Below are 16,749 nucleotides of genomic sequence, written 5' to 3' on the forward strand. Positions count from 1 at the left end.
ATCTCCGCGTGTTCCTGCATCTTCGACGATACCAGACCGATCGGTATAGCTGTAGGTTTTCACCGGTGCAGCAGGCCGAGCACGACGTCGGTCGGTGAAGCGGCTAGTCCAATCCCAGGTATGCCTCGATGACCTTCTCGTCGGCGAGCAATTCGTGCGCCGGTCCGGAATGCGAGACCTCCCCGGTCTCCAGTACGTAGCCGAAATCGGCTGCCGCGAGGGCGCGCCTGGCGTTCTGCTCGACGAGCACCACCGTGGTGCCGGTCTGCCGAATTTCCTCGATCACCGCGAATACCTCGTCCACGATCTTCGGCGCCAACCCCATCGACGGTTCGTCGAGCAGAAGAACCTCCGGCTCGGCGATCAGCGCGCGGGCGATCGACAGCATCTGCTGCTCGCCACCGGAGAGGGCTCCGGCCTGGAGCTTGCGCCGTTCGAACAGCACAGGGAAACGCTCGTACACCTTGGCCACGTTCGCGTGCAGGGTGCTGCCGCGGTGCCAGCCACCGAGGCTGAGGTTCTCGGCCACGGTCAGCGTGCCGAGGACCTCTCGTCCCTCCGGAACCTGCACGAGTCCGGCCTTGACCAGACGGTGAGCCGGCCATTTGGTGATGTCCTGGCCCTTGAATTTGATGACGCCCTGGCGAGGACGCACGAGACCGGACACGGCATTCAAAACGCTGGTCTTGCCGGCCCCATTGGCCCCGACGAGGGTGACCAGGGCGCCTTCGGGCACCTCGAAGGAGATGCCTCGCACGGCCTCCACGCGGCCGTAGTTGACCTGCAGGCCCTCGACGCTCAGGATCGGATCGCTCATCGGTTTTCCTCCGGGTCTGTCGCGCCGCTGGGGTCCGCTGTGCTGTCGGGGTCGGTGTCGGCGGGGCCGCCATCGTGATCCCTCGCTGACTCTGCGGTTACCTGGGCCAGATCTTCTGCGGCCAGAACGGCTGCCGCATCGGCGTCCGCGTCGGAGCCCGCGGACCCGAGGTACGCCTCGAGCACCCTCGGGTCCCTGGCGATCTCGGCGGGTTTGCCTGACGCGATGACCTCACCGAAGTTCAGCACCGTGATGCGGTCACAGGTGGCCAGCATCATCCGCACGTTGTGCTCGATCACCAGCACGGCGATCCCGTCGGCGGCCAGCGCACGAATCAGTTCCGCCAACCGTCCGGCCTCGACGTGGTTCATTCCGGCGGCAGGCTCATCGAGCACCAGAAGCGACGGATGCGAGGCCAGCGCGCGGGCAATTTCCAGCCGCCGCTGGTCACCGTAGGACAGGTCGCCGGCGGCGTTGGCCGCCTTGTCGCCGAGGCCAACACGAATCAGCTGCGCGGATGCCATCGCCACGGCTTCTTGCTCCAAGCGACGTGCCGACGGCAGGAACAACAGCCGACGCAGCAGCGTGTCCTGGGTGATGCGGTACCCACCGACGAGCACGTTCTCGAGCGCGGAGAGCCGGTTGAAGAGCTTGATCTGCTGGAAGGTGCGGGCGACCCCGGCCTGGGCCAGGCGGTGAGCCTTCGTGGTGGCGGAGAGCGGCACGCCGAGCACCGTGCCGATGCCCGTGCTCGGGGGCGTCAACGCGGTGACCATGTTCACGAGCGTGGTCTTGCCGGCACCGTTGGGCCCGATGAGGCCGAGGACCTCCCCGGCATTGACGGTGAGGTCGACCGATCGCACGGCGTGCACCCCGCCGTAGGACTTGCCGAGGCCGCTCAGACGCACGAGCTCGGAGCCGGCCACCGGCAGGGCAGGCAGGTCGGGGAGGAGCGACGGATCGGTGATCAGGTGTTTGGCGGACTTTCTGCGCGGAATGAGACCGGATAGCCCTCCCGGGAGGAAGAGGATCACCACGAGGAGCAACACGCCGGAGATCGTCGGGCGGATCCAGCCGGCATCAATGCCGACCGCGCGCTGCACTTCGGGGAGCACGCTGAGGAACACGGAGCCGAGGATCGGCCCAACGAACAGGGTGACCCCGCCGACGACGGCCGTGACGAGGCCGTCCACCGCGGCCGTGAACGAGAACTCGTTGGGATCAGCAAACCGGGAGAAGTACGCCAGCAGCACACCGTAGAGGCCGGAAACGGCTCCCGCGATGACGAAGGAGGCCATCCGGTACCGGGCAACGTCGATGCCCATGGTGGTGGCGGCCAGTTCGTCTTCACGGATCGCCGCGAAGGCGCGTCCTAGTCGGGAACCGGAGAGGCGCCAGAACCAGAAGGCCACAACCGCCAGGGCGATCCAGGCGATCTCAAGCCCGACAAGCTTGGGGAAACCCATCCCCTGCGCGCCGTTGGTCCAGCTCTGGTTGATCAGGAAGATCCGCACCATTTCGCCGAACGCGAGGGTCGCGATGGCGAGGAAGACGCCGCGGAGGCGGATGACGGGCAGGCCCAGGATGAACGCGGCGATGATGCCCACGCCCATGCCGAAGACGATGCCGATGGCCAGCGGAGGGATGAAACCGAACAGCGGCTCGTCGGGAACAACGAGCGCGGCGGTGAAGGCGGCCAGGGAGGCCAGCCCGACCTGGGCCAGGCTCAGCTGTCCGGCAATCAGTACGGCGTAGAAGCTGAAGGCGAGGATCGCCGTCAAGGCGATGAGGGTGATGAGTGAGTTGTATTCCGCGAACATGATCAGACCTCCCGCGTCTTACGTGCGCCGAAGAGGCCCTGCGGTCGCAGGATCAGGATGAGGAAGAGAAGCCCGAATGCCACCATGTCCCGCCAGGAACTGCCGATGTAGTTCACGGCCAGCACCTCGGCCACACCGAGGATGAGGCCGCCGACCAGGGCGCCCGGCAGGGACCCCATCCCGCCGACGACGATCACGGCGAGGGCCTTGAGCTCCACGGCGTGACCGATTCCGAGGGAGGCCGCGTTCACGTTCAGGGTGAACAGCACGCCGGCCACCGCGCCGAGCGCCGAGGAGAGCGCGAAGGTGGTGCTGCTGATCCGGCCGACGTTCAGGCCAAGGACCGCGGCGGCGTGCGGGTTCTCGGCGATGGTGCGCATGCCGCGTCCCAGCTTCGACTTGGCCACGAGCCAGGTCAGAACGACCATGAGCGTCACGCTGATCACCAGGATGATGACCTGCAGGAGGGAGACGGTAGCCCCGAGAATTTCCACCCGGGTGCGCGGGAATGCGTCTGCGGGGAAACGTCGGGTGTCGGCGCCGTACATTGCCTGCAGCAGCGAGAGCACGATCGCCCCGAACGCGATGGAGGAGATCAGGCCTGCGAAGTGCGCATCGTGCCGGCCGGCGAGCGGCCGGAACGCGATGCGTTCAATCAGGATGCCCAGCACCGCGCCGATGATCAGCACCATCGGGATGAGCAGCCAGATCGGAACGCCGAGCCGGGTCACGATCTCGATCCCGATCAGCGCGCCGGCGGTGAAGACCGCGGCGTGGGCCAGGTTCAGCCGGTCAAGAATACCGAACACCAGGGTGAAACCGATGGCGAACAGCGCATAGATCGAGCCGAGAAAAATCCCGTCCAAGAAAAGTTGCATTGGTGACGTCCCTGTTTTCGGCCGTGTGCCGCCCGAGGGCGACACACGGCCTGTGTGTAGTGGTGGAGCGGTGACGTTATTTCAGGATGGTGAACTGGCCGTCCTGAACGATCTGCACGAGGGCGTCGTGCACGGCGTCGCGGTTCTCGTTCAGGCTCACATCGCCGAGGACCGTCGGTACGTCGGTGATGTCACCCAGGGCCGACTTGATGTCCTCGCGCTCGGCCGAGCATTCGGAGCGAACGGCGTGGTCGATGATCTGCATGCCGGCGTATGCCTGCGCGGAGAACTGGTCGGGAGCCGAGCTGTACGTGGCTGTGTAGTCCTCGATGAACTTCACGTTCTGCGCGTTGTCGGAGGCCGAGTTCCACGCGGCACCCACGATGACGCCCTCGGCTGCCTTGCCGGCGCCGGTGAGGAGGGCAGGTGAGTTGAAGCCGTTACCGCCGATGATCGGCGTGTCAATACCGATTTCGCGGGCCTGGCTGACGAGCGGCACGGCCGCGTCGATCAGGCCGGAAACGACGATGGCGTCGGCGTCGGACTGCTTCGCCTTGTTCAGCAGGGCGCGGAAGTCGGTGTCCGACTTGGAGAAGGTGAGGGTGTCGGCTACTTCGACGTTCTGGTCCGTGAGTGCTGCGGAGAAAGCCTGGTAACCGGACTCGGTGAAGGCGTCATCGTTGCTGTACATGACAACGACCTTCTTCACGCCGAGCTTGTCGACGGCAGCCTTGACGGTCTGCGGGATGACGGCATCCTCGGTGAGGGAATCGCGGAAGATGTAGTCGCCGATTTCGGTGATGCCGGCCGCGGTGTTCGACACGCCGAGCACGGGGACCTGCGCGTCTTGCGCGATCGGGTTCGTCTGCTTCGCTGTGTTGGACAGGGTCGGGCCGATGATGATGCTGGCGCCGGAGTTGACGAAGGTGTCGAACACCTGAATGGCCTGTTTCGGGTCGGTTGCGTCGTCTTCGACGGTGAGGTCGTAGGTGACCCCGCCAACCGCGTTCAGGTTTTCAACGGCCAGTTCCAGCGCGTTCTTCTGGCTCGCACCGTACTGTGCGCCGGCACCCGTGAGGCTGAATGCGGCGGAGATGGGGACGGCGGATTCGATAACGCAGTCCGCGCCGGTTCCGGTGCCGGTCAGGCCGCCATCGGCGGTCGTATCGGTTTCCGCGGGGGTGCTGCAGCCGGTCACGGCGAGCAGTAGGGCTGAACCGAATACAGCGGTAGAGAGCAGTTTTCTTCTCATAGTGGACCTCCTTGGCCAAAGCGAGCGATCGTACCGCGTGGTGTCCAAGCGGAGTGCAACTGTCAGAGCTTATCTTTCCCTCCCAAAGCCTGACGCCAAATGACCGCGTTGGGGGTTTCGATATGGTCACGTTTGTCCGTCGCGACAACGCACGCGAGTTTGCATGGATGCCCGTGGCGCGGTTAGAACAAGGGCCAGGGCACCGCGGGCATCCCCCCACGTGGCGCCGGGAACCGGCCTTCGGACCGCAATCGGTCGCAGCGCGCGGCGAAAGCAACGATCTCCACATCGCTGAGCAACCCAGCGAGGGCTTCACCGAGGTCGCCGGCAAGCCGCGTGCTGACTCGGTCGATCCCGGCCAGCTCCTCGGCGGAGAGGTCGTCACCCAGCCACCCCCAGAGCACGGTGCGCAGCTTGTGCTCAACGTGGAACGTGAGGCCGTGATCGACGCCATGACGGTGCCCATCGGCCATCGCGAGAATGTGGTCGCCCTTGCGGTCGGCGTTGTTCACGATAATGTCGAACACGGCCATCCTCCGCAGGGCGATCGAATCCTCGTGAATGAGCGCGACAGGGCGACCCGTCTCGTCCGCACCCTCAAGCACCTGGCGCCATCCCCCCTCGGGTACGGCGTCTGCCGCGACCAGGTCGACAGCGTCCTGCGCGGGATCTGACTCCTGCCACAGCTGCACCATCCCCGGGCCCATCGGACCATCACGCAGCCAGGTGCGCGGCACGACGTTCCACCCCAACGACTCCGACACCAGGTACGCGGCGGCCTCCCGGCCGGCGAGATTCCCGTCGGGAAAATCCCACAACGGATTCTCGCCGGCTATCGGCTTGTACACGACGGGGACTCCCCCGATGCTGCCGAGGAACGTTGCGTTGGAGGCTGTGCGGATGCGGCCCGTGATTTCGAGCGCGTCGTCGAGGTCGGCAGCGGCAGGCATCAGGCGGTGGGGAGGGGGCAGCTGTGGCCGTCCAGGTCGATGGGGTTTCCGCAGAGCGGGCACATGGGCCGGCCGGCTCCCACGATCTCGCGGGTGCGTTTCGCAAAGGCCCGGGCGGTGCCGACGGGCATTCTTACCACCAGCACTTCCACCGGCTCCGCGGCATCCACTTCAAAAGTCGCGTCGTCGCCTTCCTCAAAACGATACGCCTCGATCACGACCTGCACCGTGGAGGGGTCCCAGCCCAGGCTCATGGCACTGGTTCGGAATTCTTCTTCGACGGGTTGCTCGAGCGGGTCGTTGTCCACGAGTTCGAGGGGCGTGATGGTGGGGATGCTGAACGGGTTGCCCTCGTAGTTGATGAGCTGGTCGAGGATCTCGTCGATTTTCTCGGCAAGCAGTGCCGATTGTTGCTTCTCCAGGGCGACGCTCACGATTTGGGCTCCGGTGCGCACCTGCAGGTAGAACGTACGCGCCCCGGGCAGACCCACCGTTCCGACGACGACGCGATCCGGCCAGGCGAACTCGTGCACGATTTTAGGCATGCAGATATTTTAGGCGTGGGATTCGTGCGGCGCCTGATGACCGGCTCCACCGCCGACGGGCGCGTCGGCCGTCGGGCCAGTCCCGGCAAGCCAGGACAGGTCGCCGGAGTCGGTGTTCGTGGCGTGAACGCTCGGGCGGCTGGTTGCGTAGCGCACGATCGAGATCGACGCCGGACCCACATTGATGCGCTGGAACAGATCGAGGTGCATGCCGAGGGCGTCGGCCAGGATGGACTTGATGATGTCACCGTGACTGACCGCCGCCCACACGGCGCCCGGTCCGTGCTGCGCCTCGAACGCCGCGTCGAGTCGTCGAATCGCGGCGACTGACCTGGCCTGCATGGCCGCCATGGACTCGCCACCCGGAAAGACCACGGCGGACGGCTGCGTCTGCACGACCGGCCACAGGTTTTCCGCACTCAGGTCGCTGAGCGTTCTGCCCTGCCAGGCACCGTAGTCGCACTCCGTGATGTCATCTTCCACCGGTGTGGCCGGGGAGCCGGCCTGGTGATCGAGGATGAGTTTCGAGGTCTGTCGGCAGCGCTCGAGCGGACTCGAGACCACGCCGACCAGCGGCACGACGGCCAGGCGCTCACCGGTGCGGGCCGCCTGGTCCCGCCCGATCTCGTCGAGCCGGATGCCAGCGGCACGGCCGGCGAGGATTCCTTGGGCGTTCGCGGTGGTGCGACCGTGCCGCACGAGAATGACTGTAGCCATGCCTACAGCCTAGGCAACCCCTCGATGTGCTGGTGTTCCGGGTTGCCTGTGGTCGTTCCGGTCCTCTGCGGAGTGACTCGACGATGGGTTTGTGCAGGACCGCCCCGATGCTGGTGCTAATGTTCACACGTGCCGTACTACATATATTGCATTGACTCATACGTTGGTGGCTTGTCGTGACCGCCCCGCAAGTCCCCCTCCGACGCCGGTTCTTAACCGGTACGGGAATGCTCACCCGGCCGCGGCTGGGGGGCACCTCCTATCAGCTGGCAATCATGGCCGTGATCGTCGGCGCCGGGGCTGGGCTGGCCTCTGTGGCATTCCGTTGGCTGATCACCACAGCCACCCAGATATTCAGTGGCACCGCCGACTACTCCGCCACCCAGGACCACCCCGCACACCCGTGGCTGCCATGGGCAGGGGGCCTGTTCGTCGTGCTGGCTCCGGTCGTCGGCGGGCTGTTGTACGGCCCCTTGGTCCAGCGCTTCGCCCCGGAGGCCCGCGGGCACGGCGTCCCCGAGGTCATGTACGCCGTCAGTCAGCACGGCGGTCGCATCAAGGGCCGGGTGGCCGTGGTCAAGGCCCTCGCCTCAGCCATCTGCATCGGTTCCGGCGGGTCCGTGGGCCGGGAAGGGCCGATCGTCCAGATTGGTTCCGCGCTGGGCTCCTGGCTAGCCAGCGTCTTCCGGATGCCGGAATCCCGGGTCAAGGCGCTGGTCGCCTGCGGTGCCGCCGGCGGAATCGCAGCCACGTTCAACGCCCCCATCGCCGGCGTGTTCTTCGCCCTCGAACTCCTGCTGGCTGACTTCGCCGCCGGCTACTTCGGCGCCGTCGCCCTGTCGGCCGTCACCGCATCCGTCATCGGGCGCGCCCTCCTCGGTAACGATCCCTTCCTCCAGCTGCCGCCTTTCACCATCACCTCCGCCGCCGAGTACCCGCTGTTCATCCTTCTCGGGCTGCTCGCAGCAGTCACCGGCATCGGCTTCACCCGCATCCTGTACAAGATCGAGGACGTGTGCGACTGGGCCTGGCGCGGTCCGGCGTGGCTGCGGCCGGCTGCCGGTGGGCTATTGCTCGGCCTGCTGTTGCTGGTTTTGCCACAGATGTACGGGGTTGGTTACCCGGTCCTGCAGGCGGGAGTTGCCGGGAGCTACACGATCGGCTTTCTGGTGGTGCTGCTTCTGGGCAAGATCATCGCAACCAGCCTCACCATCGGCATCGGCGGATCCGGCGGTGTCTTCGCCCCGTCCCTCTTCATCGGCGCGATGCTGGGCGCTGCTTTCGGGGAGATCGCCGGCATGCTCAATCCCGACCTCCAGGGCCAGGTCGGCGCGTTCGCCCTCGTGGGGATGGGGGCCGTGTTCGCCGGCGCCGCTCGAGCCCCGATCACCGCGGTCATCATCATGTTCGAACTGACCGGGCAATACTCCATCATCCTGCCGCTGATGCTCGCCATCGTTGTCGCCACCGGTGTGTCCAAGGTTCTTAGCCCTGACACCATTTACACCCTGAAACTGCGCCGTCGCGGCGTGGACCTCCACCGCCACCCCGGCACCGACGCGTTGCGCAGCACTCTCGTCAGTTCGGTCATGGATACCTCCGACCGTTCCCTGCCGGATACCCTCACCGTCGCGGAGGGCGCCCGTCTGCTGCTCGCCTCCGGCCATCCGGCATTGCCGGTCATTGACAGTTCCGGCCGGCTGGGCGGCATCGTCACGGTGCACATACTCTCTGAGGTTCTCAGCAATGACGAGGACAAGGACCGCGTCCGGCTAGCGGCCGTCGCCGAAGTTCCTGTCACGGCGCGCCCCGCCGCGAACCTCGAATCGGCTCTGGATGCCGTGCTGGAATCCTCGGCCAGCGGAGGCCTGCCCGTGGCTGATGCAGACGGCATGATGCATGGGTGGCTGAGCCAGGAAGCAGTTCTGCGCATCCTCTCCGGACCCGGCTCCGCCCAAGCCCAGGCTGCACCGTAAATGGGCGGCGGCGGGACCGAGCCCCCACAATCACGCCGGATGATATAAACGTGGGATCCCCGATGGCCAAAGCGGCGTTTTCACCCGCGCACGGCCGTGCACCGTGACAACGGTCACGAGATCGCGCTGGCCCATGAGCTCCCGACCGCGTTCGCGAAAACCCGAGCCGGCCTGCCCCTCGCCGCGCTCGTATTCCTCGCGGAGTTCGGCGCTGCCTTCGCCACGCTGCCGGGTGAACCGACACCTCGAATCCATGATGTGATGCAGAATATGTAGTATGGCGAGCATGAAGACTACGACAGCCTCTGATGCTGCCTCCGAGGACTCGGGAATCGGCCATCACAGTGATGCCGTTCTCGACAGCGCGCTGACGGCTTCACGGGCGCTGCTGGGCGTGATCGCAAGGTCGCTGGCACCAGTGATGGACACGGTCACCCTGCCCCAGTTCCGGGTGCTCGTGGTCCTGTCCAACTTTGGGTCGCTGCGTATGGGCCAACTGGCACTCCACGTGGGGGCGAACCAGTCCAGCTTCAGCAGGTTCGCCGACAGGATGGTCGCGGCGGGCCTGATTTCACGCTCGACGAGTCCGGACAACCGCCGCGAGGTAATCATCTCCCTGACGGACGACGGCGCACGCGTCTACGACGAGGTCACCGACGCCCGCAGGAAGGAAATCTCGCTGGTTCTCGAGAAACTCTCCGGCGCGGAACTGGACACCGTTCGGGCTGGTTTTGACGTCTTCGCCCGTGCAGCAGGCGAGCCGTCCGCAGATGCAACCCTCATCCTGGGAATCTAGCCACGACGCGGTAAACCGCAGCACCAGGGGCGTCGCCGTGCGGTCCGCCTGCACGCCAACCGGGCTAGCATGGCCGAGTGACCGAGCAACAGCCTTACAACGTGGTGCGCACGTACGACGACTTTGAGTTGCGTCGATACCCGGAGCATCTGCTCGCGGAGGTCACCACGGATGGACCTTTCAAGGATGCCGGCAATCGGGCCTTCCGGTACCTTTTCGCCTACATCTCCGGTGAAAATCTCTCGAGCCAGAAGGTCGCCATGACCGCGCCCGTGGTGCAGGCCGGCGCCTCAGAGAAGATCGCCATGACCGCCCCCGTCGTACAACAGGGCAGCACGACTACCGGACTCTACGAGGTCGCTTTTGTGTTGCCCGCCGGTCTGACGGCCGACTCGGCGCCGCAGCCGACCAGCCCGAGAGTGCGGCTGCGAACGGTTCCCGAGGGTGTTGTCGCGACTCTCCGTTTCCGTGGCGGTTGGAGTGAGGCGAACTTCACCAGACACCTTGAACAACTGAGGACCGCCCTCGCCGCCGCCGGTCTCACCGCCGCGGGCGCACCGAGGTACGCGCGGTTCGACCCGCCCTTTCAACCCGCGTTCTTGCGACGCAACGAGGTCATGCTCGACATTGACTGACCGCTCTCCGCCGGGGAGCGTATGTAACCTAGGAAGAATTCGCGACACGCCGCGAGTCCAGCCAGGAGGTCCGGCGCGGCGCGAAAAAGTCCGAGCTTAGCGCGGCTCCCCCGGCGCCTGCCGACGGGGACGACGAGCTAGCGGGCGTCTTCCGCCGCGATCGCACGTTCGATGGCCGCCACGGACTGCGCCACAGCGTCATCGTCGGTCATCCAGTTGCTCACCGAGATGCGCAGTACTTCGCGATCTGCCCAGCGCGAGCCCGACATCCACGTGGTGCCATCGGAGAGCAGCCGCGCGGTGATACGGCGCGTTCTCTCGTCTGAGCCGAAGCTCACGCATACCTGCGTGAAGACAACGTCGTTGATCACCTCAACCCCGGGAATTCGCGAGAGTCGCGTACCGAAGGATTGCGCGTGAGCGACGAGTCTGTCCACCAGAGCAACCACACCAGACCTTCCCAGTGAACGCAGAGCCGCCCACACCGGCACGCCGCGAGCGCGGCGGGAGAACTCCGGAACCTTGTCGAAGGGGTCGCCCGGTCCGTGTTCCTCGGTTTTGAGATAGCTGGTGTGCACGCCGAAAACCGACCGGACCACGTCCGGCCGCGACACGATGGCCACGCCACAGTCATAGGGAACGTTGAGTGTCTTGTGCGCATCCGTCGCCCACGAATCGCAGGTCTCCACTCCGGCCACCAGATATCGGTGTGTCGGGCTCGCCGCGGCCCACAATCCGAAGGCGCCGTCCACGTGCACCCAGGCGCCATGCGCATGCGCGATCGCCGTCGCTTCGGCCAGCGGGTCCGAGGCGCCGGAGTGCAGGTTCCCGGCCTGCAGGCATACGATGGCCGGGCCGCTCGACGCATCCATCGCCGCGGCGAGCGCGGCGGGCAGCAGCCGGCCCTGGGCATCCGTTGCCACCTCGACCGGCTTGGCCAGCCCCAGGTAGCGCAGCGACAGATCTACGGATGCGTGTCGGTCCTGCCCCACGAAAACCGTAACGCCGGGTGACCCCGCCAGCCCATGGGCCGGCAGGTCCCAGCCTGCCTGCTCCAGCACGTACTGCCGAGCGGCGGCCAGACCCACCAGATTCGACCCGGTCGCCCCGGTCGTGAAGCCGACGTCGCACCCGGCCGGCAGCCCGAGAAGGTCAAGCAGCCACATGCCGGCGGCCTGTTCCGCCGCTGCCGTCGCCGGGGTCGCGTACCGCATCGCGGCATTCTGGTCCCACGCGCTCACCAACCAGTCCGCGCCCAGCGACGCCGGGAGTGTGCCACCGATCACCCAGCCAAAGAATCGACCGGACGGCATGGCCATCAGCCCGGGTTCGGCCAGCCTGGCCAGTTCGTCGACAACCGATGCCGCATCAATTGGCTGGTCCTGCAGCGGCACTGCAAATCCCTCAAGCAGTTCATCGGCGGTGCGGCTCGGCCCGATTCGCCGGTTCGGAACGGAGTGCAGCCACTCCGTCGCGTGGGTGTGGGCTCGTTGCAGGGCCTCGGCATACTCGTCGTCCGGCTGCGTTGCCATGTCCCCAGTGTATGGAATCCGAACCCGATACAACAGATGGGCCTGCTCGCCATGAGGAGGCACAACACGGGCCGGGATATTCCTGGTCCGGCCTGGCGGCGCGGCCCCGTGTCCTTGCGCGGCGATTCGGACCCGTGGTTCAATGGCGATCGAGGCCAGCTCTTTTAGCGGGGCGGGCGGGCCGCACGTGTCGCTTGGCATCCGTCAGAGGTACGTCACAGCAGCTTCATGGAGGCAACCGCATGATTCGCACCATCCTGCTTCGCACCCGGGAGTCGTTCTGGTTTCTCCCCGCCGTCTTCGGAATCTCCGCAATCGCGCTCGCCCTGGGGCTGGTGTTGCTGGATCGAACGTTGACTGACAACGGTGTCACCAGCGCGTTCTTCCTTGATGCGCTGAGCGCCAGCGGAAGTCGCGCGATTCTCTCCATCATCGGAGCATCGATGCTCACTGTGGCCGGCACCACCTTCTCGATCACCATCTCCGTACTCGCCACGACATCATCGACGTACGGCCCGAGGCTGGTGCGCAACTTCATGGCCGATCGGGCCAACCAGTTCGTGCTCAGCGTCTTCACCTCAACCTTTCTGTATGCGCTCGTCGTGCTGCAATCCGTGCACACGCGGGTTGAGGACAACCAAAGTTTCGTGCCGATCACCGCCGTCTACTTTGCCGTGCTCCTCGCGGTGCTCAATGTGGCCGTGCTGGTGTTCTTCATCCACCACATCGCGGACTCGGTGCAGATCACCACGCTGCAACGCGGGGTTAAAAAGGATCTGACCGCCACCATCAACCTCCTGTATCCGGACGATCACGATGGTGTGGCGCAGCCGGCTGGTGTCCTTTCTTCCGCTGAGTCGCAGGTGATCACATCCGTGGCGGGAGGATACGTGCAAGGAATCGACCTGCAAAAGCTCGTTCGACTTGGATCTCATCACCGGTGCTTCATCACGGTCACCGCGGCGCCAGGCACGCATGTTCTCGCCGGCGAAGAAATTGTGGAGATCATCACGTCCAAAGCGGACGACACGTCGCAGAAGCAGCTGGAACGCAACGTGCGGGCCGCCTTCACCCTCGGGTCCGCCCGAACTCCGCGCCAGGACATCCGATTCGCGTTGCAGCAACTTCTCGAGATCGCGGTGCGCGGTCTCGCATCCGGCTCGAATGACCCGTACACGGCGGTGAGCGCATTGGATCTCGCGGGCGAGAGCCTGACGTCGCTGTTTCGTCGAGCGGTTCCGCCCTCCCATCTGGTGGACGGTGACGGCGTCACCCGGGTGAAATGTGTGTGGCCCACCGCTGAAGAACTGACCGGTGAGATCTTCGCCGGCATCAGAATCTACGGCCTCGAACATCCGATCGTGATTCATGCCGCCCTGCGCCTGGCAGATCGGCTCTGTACGGCAGCCTCCACCGGCTCGCGTCGCAGCCGCGTGGTCAGCGAAACGACCAGGCTCATCGCGGCGTTCGAAGCGTCTGCACCTGACCCGGACACGATGGAGCGAGTTCGAGCGGCCTCGGCCGCCGTGCTCGCGCTGGCCCCAGCCGCGGAGACCGGGACCTAAGCAGACATTGCCCCCGCGGACCACTTTCTGCCGGGCGGTCAGCGGTGGGTGCCGGTGAGGTAGCGCTGAATGGTCGGGGCGATCTCGGTGACGAGGTCGTCGTGCGCGAGGGCCACGAGGGGCGGCAGTTTGATCACGTAGCGGGCGATCGCGGTGCCGAGGAGGTGCGACGCGGCGAGCGCGACACGGTGGATGCGTTCGTCGGCAACCGTACCGAGGTCCTGGTCGTCGGGGATATGAGCTGCGATGACCTCGAGCAGCATCCGGGCCGTCCGATCAGAGGTTGTCGAGGAACGCACGAGGGCGAGCAATATCGTCTGGGTCTCCGGCTCCTCCCACAGCCGGAAGTAGGCGTCGGCGACTCGGGATCCGAGGCCTAAGGAGTCACCGGCGAGTGCCGCGCCGAGGCGTTTCGGAATGGCCGTGCGGTCTTTGATCGTGGCGGCAAAGAGGCCGTCCTTGTCGACGAAGAAGTGACGGATGAGTGCGGGGTCCACCCCGGCGACCGCAGCGATCGCGCGAATTGATGCTCCGTCGTAGCCACGCTCGGCGAATCGGTCACTGGCGGCGTCGAGGATCGCGTCGCGCGTGCCGCTTTCCCCCGCGCGCCGTCCGGAGGGCCGCTTGCGCGGGTCGTCGGCGTTCTCTGGCATTCCTCCAGAATACTCCACGCGTGGGGGTTTCCTCGTCTGTAGAATTGACGATACTGTGACCGCAGGCTGCACGAATGAAGGGTTGACCGATGAGCGCGAGCGCGGTGATCGAGGTCGAAGAACTCACCAAGTCCTATGGAAGGTTCCAGGCACTCAAGGGCCTTGATCTGCACGTCGAGCAAGGCCAGGTGCACGGCTTCCTCGGACCGAATGGTGCTGGCAAATCGACGACCATCCGCGTGCTGCTGGGTCTGCTGAGGGCGGATGGCGGCTTGGTGCGCCTGCTCGGCGAGGATCCGTGGCGTGACGTCGTGAGCCTGCACCGCCGTCTCGCCTATGTCCCCGGCGAAGTCTCGCTGTGGCCGGGCATGACCGGCGGCGAGGCGATCGACCTGCTCGGTTCGCTGCGCGGAGGCCTCAATGAACGACGGCGCGCCGAGCTGATCGAACGGTTCGAGCTGGATCCGACCAAGCGTGGCCGGCAGTATTCCAAGGGCAACCGGCAGAAGGTGGCGATCGTCGCCGCGCTCTCGTCTGACGTGGAGCTGCTGATCCTGGACGAGCCCACGAGCGGCCTGGACCCGCTGATGGAGAACGTGTTCCAGGAGGTCATCGGCGAGGCGAAGCAGCGCGGGGCCACCGTGCTGCTCAGTAGCCACATCCTGGCCGAGGTGGAGATCCTCGCCGACCGGTTGAGCATCATCCGCGACGGACGCATCGTGAAGAACGGCAGCCTCGCCGAACTCCGCGGCCACACCCGTACCTCCGTGCACGCGACCCTCGATCATCCGCCGGCGCTCGAACTGTTGACGCCTCTCGGCGACGTGCACCTCGACAGCTCCCGGCTCAGCGCCTCGATTGATTCCTCCCGCATCGGCGATGCGATGACGGCTCTCGCCCCCTACGGCATCAGCGCGCTCACCGTCGAGCCCCCATCGCTGGAGAGCCTGTTTCTGCGCCTGTATGAGACGGATGCCGCCGCCGGAGCCGAGCGATGAGCACCGCTCTCGCGGGAACAGCGCCACTGCTGCGCACAACCCTGCACCATGACGGGCGCTCCTTCGCGCCGTGGATCCTGATCGTGACGGTGCTGGCGACGTCTTCGGTACTGGTATACCCGTGGGTCTTCCCCTCCCAGCAGGACCGAGCCGGGCTGGCCACCGCGATCGGCGCCAACCCCGCGCTGGGACTCATCTTCGGTCCCGCCTACGACCTCAGCACCGCCGACGGCTTCACCGCCTGGCGCAGCCTCGCCCTCGGCGGCTTCCTCGTCGCTCTCGGGGCGATCTTCACGGTGACCCGCGCCACTCGCGGGCAGGAGGATTCCGGGCAGGCCGAGCTGCTGGCATCCGGTGTTCTCGGACGCTCCAGCCGACTCCTCGCCGGCGTCGGCATGGCTCTGATCGGCTCCTTGCTGCTCGGCATCGTCGCCGGTGTCGCCACCGCCCTGTGCGGCGGCGCGTGGGATTCGTCGCTGCTCCTCGGCGGCACGTTTGCGGCCACCGGGTGGATGTTTGCCGCCATCGCGGCCGTCACGGCACAGATCGGATCCGACCTGCGTACCGCGAACTCCCTCGCGGTCGGCACCCTGGGTGTGTTGTTCCTCCTCCGCGGTTTCCTCATCTCGATCAGCGCACCGGAGTGGGCGGTCTGGGCCAACCCGCTCGGTTGGATGACCCAGACGCGCCCGGCGACCGAAAACAACTGGTGGCCGCTGCTGTTCGCGGTCGTGTTCACGCTCGTACTCCTGGCGATCGCATTCGCGCTGCAGGCTCGTCGCGACTTCGGACAGGGGGCGATAGCGCCCCGCCAGGGTCCCGCTCGGGGCCGCATCCGCTCTCCACTGCGGCTGGCACTGCGCATCCACGGCGGACCCGTGCTGACCTGGACGATCGCTTTCCTCGCCCTGGGAGTCATGTTCGGGTACTTCACCTCCTCCATCACCGACCTGCTCGGCGCGGACAGCGGCGTCACACAAATGCTCGCCTCTGGAGGCGCCAGCTCCGACACGCTGGTTTCGGTGTTCCTGGTCACCATACTCAGCCTCGTGGGCATCATCGCCACGATCCCGGGTGTGCAAAGCGTGCTCAAGGCGAGGGCCGAGGAGATGGATGATCGAGTCGAGCCCGTCATCGCGGCCGGAATCCGCCGCTCCCGCTACTTCGGCAGCAATGTTCTGGTGGCGTTCGCCGCCCCAACCGCCTACGTGCTGATCGCGGGCGCGATCATCGCGGCGCTCGCCTCGAATGCCGACATCGGTATTGACTACGGCAGCGCGTTCCTGCAGGCGCTCGCGACCGTCCCAGCCGTGTGGACCGTGATCGCCCTCGCGGTCGCCGTGGTCGGCGCCCGCCCTCAGGTGACGCTGGCCGCCTGGTTCGGTGTGCTCGCTTCCTTCGTGCTCACCCTCCTCGGACCCACGTTCAAGCTTCCCGATGGGGCGCTCGCGATCAGTCCGTTCTGGCACATCCCGCTCGTGTCCTCCGTCGACTTGGACCTGAGCGGACTCGTGTGGATCACCGTCGTCACCCTGGTGCTCGGTGCGATCGGCTTCGCGGGCTTCCGCCGCCGCGACCTCGCCCGCTGAATCGTCAACTCCCGGAGGCCCATCGC

Annotated in this window: 16 protein-coding genes; 7 read left to right on the forward strand and 9 right to left on the reverse strand. The window is 66.1% G+C overall.

What is annotated here, in order from left to right; genetic code table 11:
* Positions 1-103 precede the first annotated feature (103 nt).
* The 7 genes from EDD25_RS01815 to EDD25_RS01845 all read right to left on the reverse strand — a co-directional run bounded on the left by EDD25_RS01815 (position 104) and on the right by EDD25_RS01845 (position 6,979).
* Positions 104-817, reverse strand: a complete 714-nt coding sequence (locus EDD25_RS01815; RefSeq protein WP_134171777.1) for an ABC transporter ATP-binding protein — start codon at positions 815-817, stop codon at positions 104-106.
* Entirely contained in the window at positions 814-2,637 is a 1,824-nt protein-coding gene (locus tag EDD25_RS01820) for a branched-chain amino acid ABC transporter ATP-binding protein/permease (RefSeq protein WP_241986239.1), read from the reverse strand. Before EDD25_RS01820 ends, EDD25_RS01815 begins: the two co-directional genes overlap by 4 nt.
* Positions 2,638-2,639: 2 nt before the next feature.
* A complete protein-coding gene (locus EDD25_RS01825; RefSeq protein WP_134171778.1) occupies positions 2,640-3,515 on the reverse strand; it encodes a branched-chain amino acid ABC transporter permease in 876 nt (291 codons plus the stop codon).
* Positions 3,516-3,591: 76 nt separating this feature from the next.
* Positions 3,592-4,767, reverse strand: a complete 1,176-nt coding sequence (locus EDD25_RS01830; protein WP_134171779.1) for an ABC transporter substrate-binding protein — start codon at positions 4,765-4,767, stop codon at positions 3,592-3,594.
* Between the two features lie 182 nt (positions 4,768-4,949).
* A complete protein-coding gene (locus EDD25_RS01835) occupies positions 4,950-5,717 on the reverse strand; it encodes an SCO1664 family protein (protein WP_134171780.1) in 768 nt (255 codons plus the stop codon).
* The gene (locus EDD25_RS01840) at positions 5,717-6,262 is read right to left on the reverse strand and encodes a DUF3090 domain-containing protein (RefSeq protein WP_134171781.1); all 546 of its coding nucleotides are present in this window, start codon (positions 6,260-6,262) and stop codon (positions 5,717-5,719) included. Before EDD25_RS01840 ends, EDD25_RS01835 begins: the two co-directional genes overlap by 1 nt.
* A gap of 9 nt (positions 6,263-6,271) precedes the next feature.
* Positions 6,272-6,979 (reverse strand): histidine phosphatase family protein, encoded by a 708-nt coding sequence (locus tag EDD25_RS01845; protein WP_134171782.1) that lies wholly within the window; start codon positions 6,977-6,979, stop codon positions 6,272-6,274.
* Between the two features lie 176 nt (positions 6,980-7,155).
* Between EDD25_RS01845 and EDD25_RS01850 the strand changes: the two genes are divergently transcribed.
* From EDD25_RS01850 to EDD25_RS01865, 4 genes are all read left to right on the forward strand, one after another.
* Positions 7,156-8,955, forward strand: coding sequence for a chloride channel protein (locus tag EDD25_RS01850; RefSeq protein ID WP_241986240.1), 1,800 nt, complete (start codon positions 7,156-7,158; stop codon positions 8,953-8,955).
* A 96-nt stretch (positions 8,956-9,051) separates the two neighbouring features.
* Positions 9,052-9,231 (forward strand): hypothetical protein, encoded by a 180-nt coding sequence (locus tag EDD25_RS01855; RefSeq protein WP_134171783.1) that lies wholly within the window; start codon positions 9,052-9,054, stop codon positions 9,229-9,231.
* Between the two features lie 10 nt (positions 9,232-9,241).
* Positions 9,242-9,751 (forward strand): MarR family winged helix-turn-helix transcriptional regulator, encoded by a 510-nt coding sequence (locus tag EDD25_RS01860; protein WP_166671164.1) that lies wholly within the window; start codon positions 9,242-9,244, stop codon positions 9,749-9,751.
* A 77-nt stretch (positions 9,752-9,828) separates the two neighbouring features.
* Positions 9,829-10,386 carry an SOUL family heme-binding protein gene (locus EDD25_RS01865; RefSeq protein WP_134171785.1) on the forward strand — a complete coding sequence of 186 codons (558 nt, stop codon included), beginning with the start codon at positions 9,829-9,831 and terminating at the stop codon, positions 10,384-10,386.
* 137 nt (positions 10,387-10,523) lie between these two features.
* Here the strand turns inward: EDD25_RS01865 and EDD25_RS01870 are convergent, their stop codons facing one another.
* The gene (locus EDD25_RS01870) at positions 10,524-11,918 is read right to left on the reverse strand and encodes a pyridoxal phosphate-dependent decarboxylase family protein (RefSeq protein ID WP_134171786.1); all 1,395 of its coding nucleotides are present in this window, start codon (positions 11,916-11,918) and stop codon (positions 10,524-10,526) included.
* Between the two features lie 242 nt (positions 11,919-12,160).
* Here EDD25_RS01870 and EDD25_RS01875 point away from each other — a divergent pair, with 242 nt between their 5' ends.
* Entirely contained in the window at positions 12,161-13,483 is a 1,323-nt protein-coding gene (locus tag EDD25_RS01875; protein ID WP_166671165.1) for a DUF2254 domain-containing protein, read from the forward strand.
* A gap of 38 nt (positions 13,484-13,521) precedes the next feature.
* On the opposite strand, the gene EDD25_RS01880 is transcribed toward EDD25_RS01875, so the two are convergent.
* Positions 13,522-14,136 carry a TetR/AcrR family transcriptional regulator gene (locus EDD25_RS01880; protein WP_134171788.1) on the reverse strand — a complete coding sequence of 205 codons (615 nt, stop codon included), beginning with the start codon at positions 14,134-14,136 and terminating at the stop codon, positions 13,522-13,524.
* Between the two features lie 89 nt (positions 14,137-14,225).
* Here EDD25_RS01880 and EDD25_RS01885 point away from each other — a divergent pair, with 89 nt between their 5' ends.
* A complete protein-coding gene (locus EDD25_RS01885) occupies positions 14,226-15,134 on the forward strand; it encodes an ABC transporter ATP-binding protein (RefSeq protein ID WP_134171789.1) in 909 nt (302 codons plus the stop codon).
* A complete protein-coding gene (locus EDD25_RS01890; protein WP_134171790.1) occupies positions 15,131-16,723 on the forward strand; it encodes an ABC transporter permease in 1,593 nt (530 codons plus the stop codon). Before EDD25_RS01885 ends, EDD25_RS01890 begins: the two co-directional genes overlap by 4 nt.
* The last annotated feature ends 26 nt before the right edge of the window (positions 16,724-16,749 follow it).

Origin of the sequence: Cryobacterium psychrophilum, from assembly GCF_004365915.1 — a bacterium.
GTDB classification, from domain to species: Bacteria; Actinomycetota; Actinomycetes; order Actinomycetales; family Microbacteriaceae; genus Cryobacterium; species Cryobacterium psychrophilum.

What these genes read in the sequence shown, in the direction of transcription:
- EDD25_RS01815 (WP_134171777.1), bottom strand. Translation starts at nt 817, where the DNA reads ATGAGCGATCCGATCCTGAGCGTCGAGGGCCTGCAGGTCAACTACGGC.
- EDD25_RS01820 (WP_241986239.1), bottom strand. Translation starts at nt 2,637, where the DNA reads ATGTTCGCGGAATACAACTCACTCATCACCCTCATCGCCTTGACGGCG.
- EDD25_RS01825 (WP_134171778.1), bottom strand. Translation starts at nt 3,515, where the DNA reads ATGCAACTTTTCTTGGACGGGATTTTTCTCGGCTCGATCTATGCGCTG.
- EDD25_RS01830 (WP_134171779.1), bottom strand. Translation starts at nt 4,767, where the DNA reads ATGAGAAGAAAACTGCTCTCTACCGCTGTATTCGGTTCAGCCCTACTG.
- EDD25_RS01835 (WP_134171780.1), bottom strand. Translation starts at nt 5,717, where the DNA reads ATGCCTGCCGCTGCCGACCTCGACGACGCGCTCGAAATCACGGGCCGC.
- EDD25_RS01840 (WP_134171781.1), bottom strand. Translation starts at nt 6,262, where the DNA reads ATGCCTAAAATCGTGCACGAGTTCGCCTGGCCGGATCGCGTCGTCGTC.
- EDD25_RS01845 (WP_134171782.1), bottom strand. Translation starts at nt 6,979, where the DNA reads ATGGCTACAGTCATTCTCGTGCGGCACGGTCGCACCACCGCGAACGCC.
- EDD25_RS01860 (WP_166671164.1), top strand. Translation starts at nt 9,242, where the DNA reads ATGAAGACTACGACAGCCTCTGATGCTGCCTCCGAGGACTCGGGAATC.
- EDD25_RS01870 (WP_134171786.1), bottom strand. Translation starts at nt 11,918, where the DNA reads ATGGCAACGCAGCCGGACGACGAGTATGCCGAGGCCCTGCAACGAGCC.
- EDD25_RS01875 (WP_166671165.1), top strand. Translation starts at nt 12,161, where the DNA reads ATGATTCGCACCATCCTGCTTCGCACCCGGGAGTCGTTCTGGTTTCTC.
- EDD25_RS01880 (WP_134171788.1), bottom strand. Translation starts at nt 14,136, where the DNA reads ATGCCAGAGAACGCCGACGACCCGCGCAAGCGGCCCTCCGGACGGCGC.
- EDD25_RS01885 (WP_134171789.1), top strand. Translation starts at nt 14,226, where the DNA reads ATGAGCGCGAGCGCGGTGATCGAGGTCGAAGAACTCACCAAGTCCTAT.
- EDD25_RS01890 (WP_134171790.1), top strand. Translation starts at nt 15,131, where the DNA reads ATGAGCACCGCTCTCGCGGGAACAGCGCCACTGCTGCGCACAACCCTG.